The sequence below is a fragment of the Pseudomonadota bacterium genome, assembly GCA_010028905.1.
Taxonomy (GTDB): Bacteria; Vulcanimicrobiota; Xenobia; order RGZZ01; family RGZZ01; genus RGZZ01.
The window spans coordinates 1-7,297 of the sequence record RGZZ01000255.1; the positions used below are offsets into that span (position 1 = coordinate 1).

Genomic DNA, 7,297 nt, shown 5'->3' on the forward strand with positions numbered 1-7,297 from the left:
CGCTGAACGTGCGCGTGGCCTCGGTCGCAGACGCCAAGAGCCTGGTGGGCGGTGTGCTGGCGGTGTCGCTTCTCAAGGCCGCCGATGGTCAGGTCTACGCAAGCGCGCAGGGTCCGCTCGTGGTAGGCGACCAGGCCGCCACCGGCGTGGGCATCGGCCTGCAGAACACCAAGCCGCACCTCACTTCAGGCATCGTCATCGGCGGGGGCCTCGTGACCCGCCAGGCGCCCGCCAGCCGGCTCGATACCGCCACCACCGTGCAGTGGGTGCTCAACAAGCCCGACTTCGAGATGTCATCGAAGGTCGCCGCGGCCATCAACCGCACCCTCCCCGGCGTGCACGCCATCGCCCGCGACTCCACCGTCATCGAGGTCGACCTCCGCAACTACGAGGCGCAGGGCCCCACCGTCGAGATCGTCGCCCAGATGGGGCAGATCCCCCTCGACGTGGAGAGCACGAAGGTGCAGGGCAAGGTGACGTTCGACACCCGTGAGGGCGAGCTCGTCGAGGGCGCCGACGTGCGCCTGCGGCCTGGCGTCGTGCACGCTGCCGGCGCGCGCATCGAGGTGAGCCCGAGCGGCGCCACCGTGGGTGACGTGCTGCGCTACCTCGCCCAGCTCGGCTTCCCCGCGGCGCGGCGCGCCGAGGTGTTGCGGGCCCTGAGCCGCGACAACGTGCTGCGGGCCGACGTGCGGTTCCAGTACGGCGCATCGGGCACCTGAGAAACGACATCTCCCCACCGCGAGTCTGTACGAGAGGAGGACGACGACATGGGAAGCACATTCAGCATCGGCGGCATCTCATCCGGCTACGACACCACGGCGCTCATCGATGCGATGGTTGCCGCGCAATCTGCCTCCATCAAACCCATGCAGGTCCAGGTTGCGCAGCTCAACAAGAAGCTGACCGCCGTGCAGTCGCTCGAAGCCGCGGTCATCGCGCTCCAGACGCAGACGCAGACGCTCACCAGCGCCTCGACGTTCAGCGCGGCATCCGCCACCTCGAGTGCCCCGGACAGCCTCGCGGTCACCGCGAGCTCGAGCGCCGTCGCCGGCTCGTACACGATACAGGTGCAGTCGGTGGCCACCGCCGCCCAGAGCATCTCCCAGGGCTTCGATGACACCACCACGACCACCGTGGGCACGGGAACCATCACGCTCGGGCTGGGAAACGCCAGCTACGCCCCCATCACCATCGATTCGAGCAACAACACGCTGAGCGGAATCGCCAGCGCCATCAACAACGCCGGACTCCCGGTCACCGCCTCGATCGTCAACGACGGGGGCAGCAGCGCCAGCTATCACCTGGTTCTCACCAGCTCGGTCCCTGGCGCCGCCAACACCATCTCGTTCTCGAGCAGCCTGAGCGGTGGAACCGCCCCCACCTTCAGCACGCTCCAGGCCGCCAAGGACGCAGAGGTCCGCATCGGAGACGTCGCCACCGGCCTGACGATCAAAGCCGCGTCGAACCAGATCACAAACCTCATTCCCGGCGTCACCGTGAACCTGCTCGGACAGACCAGCAGCAGCGTCACCGTGCAGGTGAAATCAGACACGTCGGCCATTCGAAGCAACATCAACGCCTTCATCAACGCGTACAACAGCACGGTCGATCTGATCTCGGCGAACACCGCCTATGATGCGACCTCGAAGACCGGGGCTCCGCTGATGGGTGACCCTTCCACCGACATCCTGTCACAGCAGCTGGTGACCATGACCACCTACGCTCGCTCCACCTCGAGCACTTCTGACCTCAAATCTCTCTCCGACATCGGCATCACCCTCGACGGCGGAGGGCACCTCACCGTGTCAGACAGCAGCGCGCTGACTGAAGCGCTGAGCACGAAGCTCTCGGCTGTGAAATCGCTCTTCAGCGACAGCTCGACCGGAATTGCGAACCGTCTCAACACCTTCCTGAAATCCTCGACCATGGTGGGTACAGGGTTCCTCGAAGCCGCGCAGACCGCGATCAAGAACCAGACCGAGACGGTCAGCGACAGCATCGCCGAGATGAAAGCGCAGATGGTCGAGTACCGATCTCAGCTCGAGCTCCAGTTCGCCGACATGGAGGGCACCTTGACCCTGCTGCAATCACAGAGCCAGTTCTTCAGCGCCAACATCGCCGCATCTCTCGCCAGCGCGATGGGCACCAGCGGTGGTGGCTCGAAATCGAAGTGACACCTTCCCTTGCAACGTGAAACAATCCCAACCGTGACAAAGAAGGAGACCCGCACATGAGCAGAGCCGTCGTCGAGAACTACCAACAGATGAAGCTGAACACGGCGGAACCCGCCGAGCTGCTCATCATGACGTACGAATTCGCCCTCAAGGCCATGCGACTGGCCGAGCGCGCACTGCGCAAGGGCGACACCAACAAGGCCGGGACCGAGATGCTCCGCGCCGTGGCCGCGGTGAACGCACTCGACGAAGCCCTCGACGTGGATGCGGCCCCCGCTGGTCCGGGGCTGCGCCAGGTCTACCGATACGTCATCCAGCGGCTTCTCCAGGCCGCCTCGAAAGGTGAGATGCAGCCGCTGCACGAGTGCATGGAGCACATGGCATCGCTGCTCGAAGCCTGGAAGCAGGCCGCCTCGGGAGCAAAGGCTTGAACGCGGTCGATACCGACCCCGCGCTCATCGCGGAGGCCGTGCAGGTGATCGAGGCATGCACAGATCTGTGCTGCGCGGCAGAGCGCGCGGTGATGGCCGGTGAGTCATCGACCGTGAAACGCCTCCTCGATCGCCGGCAGCAGCTGCTCGAGCGTCTGGTCGATCTGGTGCGACAGGGCGTCCGCACCGACCAGGAGGAGATACGGTCCGCCTGGCTCTGCTTCGTCGTTCAAGACAAGGTCGTCCAGGACAGCCTGGCCCGCGCGTTGAGCGGGCTGAAGAAGAAGCTTTCAAAGGTTCGGCAGTCGCTGAACACCACCGCCGCCTATGGAGAGCTCGCGCCTCGAGCGCGAGCCTCCATGGTGGATCTCCGGGGTTAGCTCAAAAATCGGGACTTAGAGCAACACCCCACGTCCGCGGTATGCACGCCATCCCCTCGGGGCAGGTTCTCCTGCCTCTTTTTTTTGCGTGACTCAGAGCTGGGCGCCCGCCGGAGCCGCGAGCGACACCGAGTCGACCGTGACCACCGGCTGATCAGAAACGATCTCGCGATACGAGAGCACGACGAGTCCGGGGGCCACGCGATCGACGAGATGGCGGAACACCGGCCGCGCCTCGGCCGAGCAGAGCACCACGGCAGGGAATCCCTGGTTGGTGAGCTTCTCGAGCGCTTTCGTGAGCGAGGCGTACATGTCACGCAGGCGGATGGGATCGATGTGCTGCGGGCGCTCGGCGCTGACCGAGGCGTCGCGCAGCATGGTCTCAACGGTGATGTCGAGGGTGACGCAGTAGAGATTGCCGTTGGGCTGACGATACTTGGCGCAGATCGATCGACCGAGGGCCACGCGCACCTGCTCGGTGAGGAAGGTGAGATCACGCGACTGGGGCGACCACGCGGCCAGGGTCTCGAGGATGAGGCGCAGGTTGCGAATCGACACGCGCTCAGCGAGCAGGTTCTGCAGCACGCGATGCACCTCGCCCACGGTGAGGCGGTTCGGAACGAGGTAGTCGACCAGGGCGGGCACCTGTGTCTTCACCCGATCGAGGAGCGCCTGAACCTCTTGCAGGCCCAGCAGAGACGACGCCTTCGCCTTGATGACCTCCGACAGATGGGTGGCGATCATGGTCGCCGGGTCGATGACCGTGCAGCCCAGGGCCTCGGCCTCTTCTTTCTGGTTCTCCGAGATCCAGAGCGCAGGCATGCCGTAGGCGGGCTCCTTGGTCTCGATGCCCTCGATGTCTTCGTCGGCCGCGAGGTAGTTGAGGGCGAGCAGGCGCTTCACCATCACCTCGCCCGTGGCCACCGGCGTGCCGTAGATCTTGATGATGTACTCGTTGGGGCGGGCCTCGAACGAATCGCGGATGCGAATGGGCGGCACGATGAGGCCCAGCTCCATCGCGCAGGCGCGACGCACGCCCAGCACCTTGTTGAGCAGGTCGTTGCCACGGCCGCCCTTCACCAGGCCCACCAGGGAGTAGCCGATCTCCATCTCCATCGCCTCGAGCTCGAGCAGCGGAGACACGTCTTCGGGCTCGCCCGTCGCCGCCTGCTCGGCCGGCGCGGCCGCTTCGACAGGGGGCGCGGCTTTGCGCTTCGACACGCGCTGGGCGTAGTAGAGCAGCGCGCCCGCCATCAATGCCAGGGGCAGCTTGGGCACCCCAGGCACGAGCGCGAACAGACCGAGCGTGGCGGCGATGATGCGCAACGCGGCTGGGTTGAGCGCCATCTGGGTGGCCATGTCCTCGCCCAGGTCGGTGGTGGTGGCGCTGCGGGTCACCATGAGACCCGCGGCGGTGGAGACCAGCAGTGCAGGGAACTGGGCCGCGAGGCCCTCGCCCACGGTGAGAAGGGTGTACCGCTGCGCCGCCTCGGCGAGCGGCAGATCGTGTTGCAGCACGCCCACGATGAGGCCGCCCACGATGTTCACCACGAGAATCACCACGGCAGCGATGGCGTCACCGCGAACGAACTTGCTCGAACCATCCATCGAGCCGTAGAAATCGGTCTGGCGCTGCAGGTCGATGCGGCGCTGGCGCGCCTGCTCCTCGGTGAGCAGACCCGCCGCGAGATCGCTGTCGATGGCCATCTGCTTGCCCGGCAGCGAGTCGAGGGTGAAACGCGCCGCCACCTCGGCCACGCGCTGGGCACCGTGCGTGATGACCACGAACTGGATGACCGCGAGAATCGCGAACATCACGAAACCGACCACATAGTTGGCGCCCACGACGAACTGCCCGAACGCCTCGATGAGCGCGCCGGCATAGCCATTGAGCAAGATGAGGCGCGTGCTGCAGACGTTGAGCGACAGGCGCATCAGCGTCACCATGAGCAGCAGGGTCGGAAACACCGAGAACTCGAGGGGGTTGCGGGTGTAGATGGTGGTGATGAGCATGGCGATGCTCAACGTGAGGCTCATGGTGAGCAAGAAGTCGAGGAGCGCCGCCGGAATGGGCACCACCATCATCGCAGTCGACGACATCACGGCGATGACGGGGAAGATCTCTGTCGGAACCTTGAACGGCTCGCGCGCAGCCGCGGGCGGTGTGAGACCCCCGGTTGCTGGAGCTGAAGGCGCTGCGTCGACCATTCGTGCCCTCCCGATCGCGACCCTGATGCGCAGGCGTTCCGAAAGACGCGGACATGCCTGCTCCATCTTCCATTGTCGGTCGACGGCCGATGCACTTCTCGGCCCTTGCGATCATTTTCGAGGGGGGGTCAGGTCAACTTCTGCTCGAGCTTCTTCACCAGCACCAGAACCTCGGCGGTGGCGAGGTACAGCGACGGGGGAATGGCGTCGCCCACATCCACCGTCGAGAAGAGCGAGCGGGCAAGCGGCGGCGACTCGATGATCTGCACCGCGTGCTTGCGGGCGATGCGCTTGATCGACTCTGCGCGATGATCCTTGCCCTTGGCCACCACACGGGGGATGTCGTTGCCTTCCTTGTAGCTCAGGGCCACCGCGTAGTGGGTCGGGTTGGTGACCACCACCCGCGCGTCCTTGACGTCGGTCAGCTTGTTGCGCTTGGCCATCTGACGACGAAAGCGCCGCTGGGCCATCTTCACGTGCGGGTCGCCCTCGAGCTGCTTGTACTCGTCCTTGAGCTCTTGCCGGCTCATGCGCATCTGCTTCTTGAACTGGAACTGCTGATAGAGGGTATCCACCACGCCGAGGATGACCGCCGCGATGACGAGCTTCCATCCGATGCGGGTCGCCATGGGAATGAACAGGACGAGCGGGTCCTGGCTCTCGGTCAGCCCTCCGAGACCGGCCATCTCCGCACGCAGGGCAGAGATGCCCACCAGCACGAGAACGGTTCCCTTGAACAGCATCTTGACGTGGTCGAGAAGCCCACGCGCCGAGAACATGCGTTGCAGTCCGGAGAGCGGATTGACCCGCTGGAACTGGGGCGTGAGGGGGGTCGTGCTGATGAGAAACCCGGTCTGCACCATCGAGACAAGAGCCGCGACCACCGCGGTGGCGCCGAAGAGCATGGCCACCGATCGAACGATGCCCAGGGCTGGCGCGCCCAGCGCCAGGCAGGCGGCGTCGAACTGCCGCGAGGCGTCGGGCAGGCCGCTGATGGCGCTGTCGATGAGGTTGACGAAGCTTGCCACGATGGCGCGGAGGGTTGCTCCGAGCGTCATGACGGAGACGGCGAGAACGGCCGCTGTGGTGAGATCCTGGCTCTTGGGAAACTCGCCCCGCTTCTTCGCTTCTTGAAGCTTGTGCGGGCTTGCCTCCTCTGTGCGATCTTCAGACACGCAGCCTCATCCTCCGCCGCTGAGCAGCTGGTAGAAGCGCTGCAGCGCGTCTCCGAGAACCCGGACCATCACGGGGGCGAACCACGACAGAGCGATGACCCCCGCCATCACCTTGATGGGAAACGCCACGTTCATGACCTGCAGCTGCGGAACCGACCGCGACATCATGGCACCCACGAGATCGATGAGCAGCATGAACGCAAGCACGGGCACGCACATCTGAAATCCCGCCCGCAGCACATTGCCGAGCTCGCGCACGGCGGTCTCGATGAGGTTCACGGGAAGGGTGGTGGTGGTGATCGGGGCGGCGTGCAGCCCGTTGATCATGCCTCCCACGATCCAGAGATGCCCCCCCATGGCGAGAAAGGCCAGCACGCCGACGTACTGCAGCAGGCGAGAGATGGTGGCGTGCGCTGACGTGTCCCCCGTGGGGTCGACCGACTGGGCAAATGAATAGCCCACGCTCACGTCGAGCAGATCGCCCGCCGCCACGGCACCCGCGAGCACAGCCGCGAACACCAGGCCCTGAAGAAATCCGATGACCAGCTGCACCGTCAAACAGAAGAGCAACGTGGCCAGCGGCAAGGGATGGGCAAGCGGCGCGACCACGAACAGGAGGATGGCCGTCATGCCGAGGCTCACCCCTGCCCGAACCTCGGCGGGGATCTGCTGCTGGCTGAACAGCGGCGCGGAGATGAACATCGAGGCGACGCGGCTCAGCACGAGACCCGCGGTCTGAGCGAAGGCGACGACGGCCTCTGGCGCGTCCATCAGCCGAGGGGGGCCGTCGGCGGGGCGACACGCTGGCGCCGCCTCAAATCGAAGCCGGCCCGCCAATCATGCGGATCACGAAGGAGACCAGGGTCTGGAGCATCCACGACCCCATGGTGAGCAGCATCACCCCGGCGGCAACCAGCTTGGGAATG

General features: G+C 65.4%; 8 protein-coding genes. 4 read left to right on the top strand and 4 right to left on the bottom strand.

Annotation, left to right across the window (positions count from 1 at the left end; translation table 11 throughout):
- From EB084_15965 to EB084_15980, 4 genes are all read left to right on the top strand, one after another.
- Positions 1 to 722 (top strand): hypothetical protein (locus EB084_15965; protein ID NDD29754.1); only part of this gene is annotated, 722 nt, incomplete at its 5' end.
- 48 nt (positions 723 to 770) lie between these two features.
- Complete coding sequence (locus tag EB084_15970; GenBank protein NDD29755.1) at positions 771 to 2,177, top strand: hypothetical protein; 1,407 nt, start codon at positions 771 to 773, stop codon at positions 2,175 to 2,177.
- A 56-nt stretch (positions 2,178 to 2,233) separates the two neighbouring features.
- On the top strand, positions 2,234 to 2,608 hold the full coding sequence (fliS, locus tag EB084_15975; GenBank protein ID NDD29756.1) for a flagellar export chaperone FliS: 375 nt from the start codon (positions 2,234 to 2,236) through the stop codon (positions 2,606 to 2,608).
- Positions 2,605 to 2,988: a hypothetical protein gene (locus EB084_15980; protein ID NDD29757.1), complete on the top strand. Its 384-nt coding sequence runs from the start codon at positions 2,605 to 2,607 to the stop codon at positions 2,986 to 2,988. Before fliS ends, EB084_15980 begins: the two co-directional genes overlap by 4 nt.
- A 93-nt stretch (positions 2,989 to 3,081) precedes the next feature.
- On the opposite strand, the gene flhA is transcribed toward EB084_15980, so the two are convergent.
- The 4 genes from flhA to EB084_16000 form a co-directional block, all read right to left on the bottom strand.
- Positions 3,082 to 5,196, bottom strand: a complete 2,115-nt coding sequence (gene flhA / locus EB084_15985) for a flagellar biosynthesis protein FlhA (protein ID NDD29758.1) — start codon at positions 5,194 to 5,196, stop codon at positions 3,082 to 3,084.
- A 128-nt stretch (positions 5,197 to 5,324) separates the two neighbouring features.
- Positions 5,325 to 6,371 carry an EscU/YscU/HrcU family type III secretion system export apparatus switch protein gene (locus tag EB084_15990; GenBank protein ID NDD29759.1) on the bottom strand — a complete coding sequence of 349 codons (1,047 nt, stop codon included), beginning with the start codon at positions 6,369 to 6,371 and terminating at the stop codon, positions 5,325 to 5,327.
- Positions 6,372 to 6,377: 6 nt separating this feature from the next.
- Positions 6,378 to 7,142: a hypothetical protein gene (locus tag EB084_15995; GenBank protein ID NDD29760.1), complete on the bottom strand. Its 765-nt coding sequence runs from the start codon at positions 7,140 to 7,142 to the stop codon at positions 6,378 to 6,380.
- Positions 7,143 to 7,185: 43 nt separating this feature from the next.
- Positions 7,186 to 7,297, bottom strand: a 112-nt coding sequence (locus EB084_16000; GenBank protein NDD29761.1) for a flagellar biosynthetic protein FliQ, incomplete at its 5' end; no start/stop codon positions are given.

Excerpts from the sequence above, each read along its gene's own strand:
- EB084_15995 (NDD29760.1), bottom strand. The coding sequence starts at position 7,142 with ATGGACGCGCCAGAGGCCGTCGTCGCCTTCGCTCAGACCGCGGGTCTC.
- fliS (NDD29756.1), top strand. The coding sequence starts at position 2,234 with ATGAGCAGAGCCGTCGTCGAGAACTACCAACAGATGAAGCTGAACACG.
- EB084_15970 (NDD29755.1), top strand. The coding sequence starts at position 771 with ATGGGAAGCACATTCAGCATCGGCGGCATCTCATCCGGCTACGACACC.
- flhA (NDD29758.1), bottom strand. The coding sequence starts at position 5,196 with ATGGTCGACGCAGCGCCTTCAGCTCCAGCAACCGGGGGTCTCACACCG.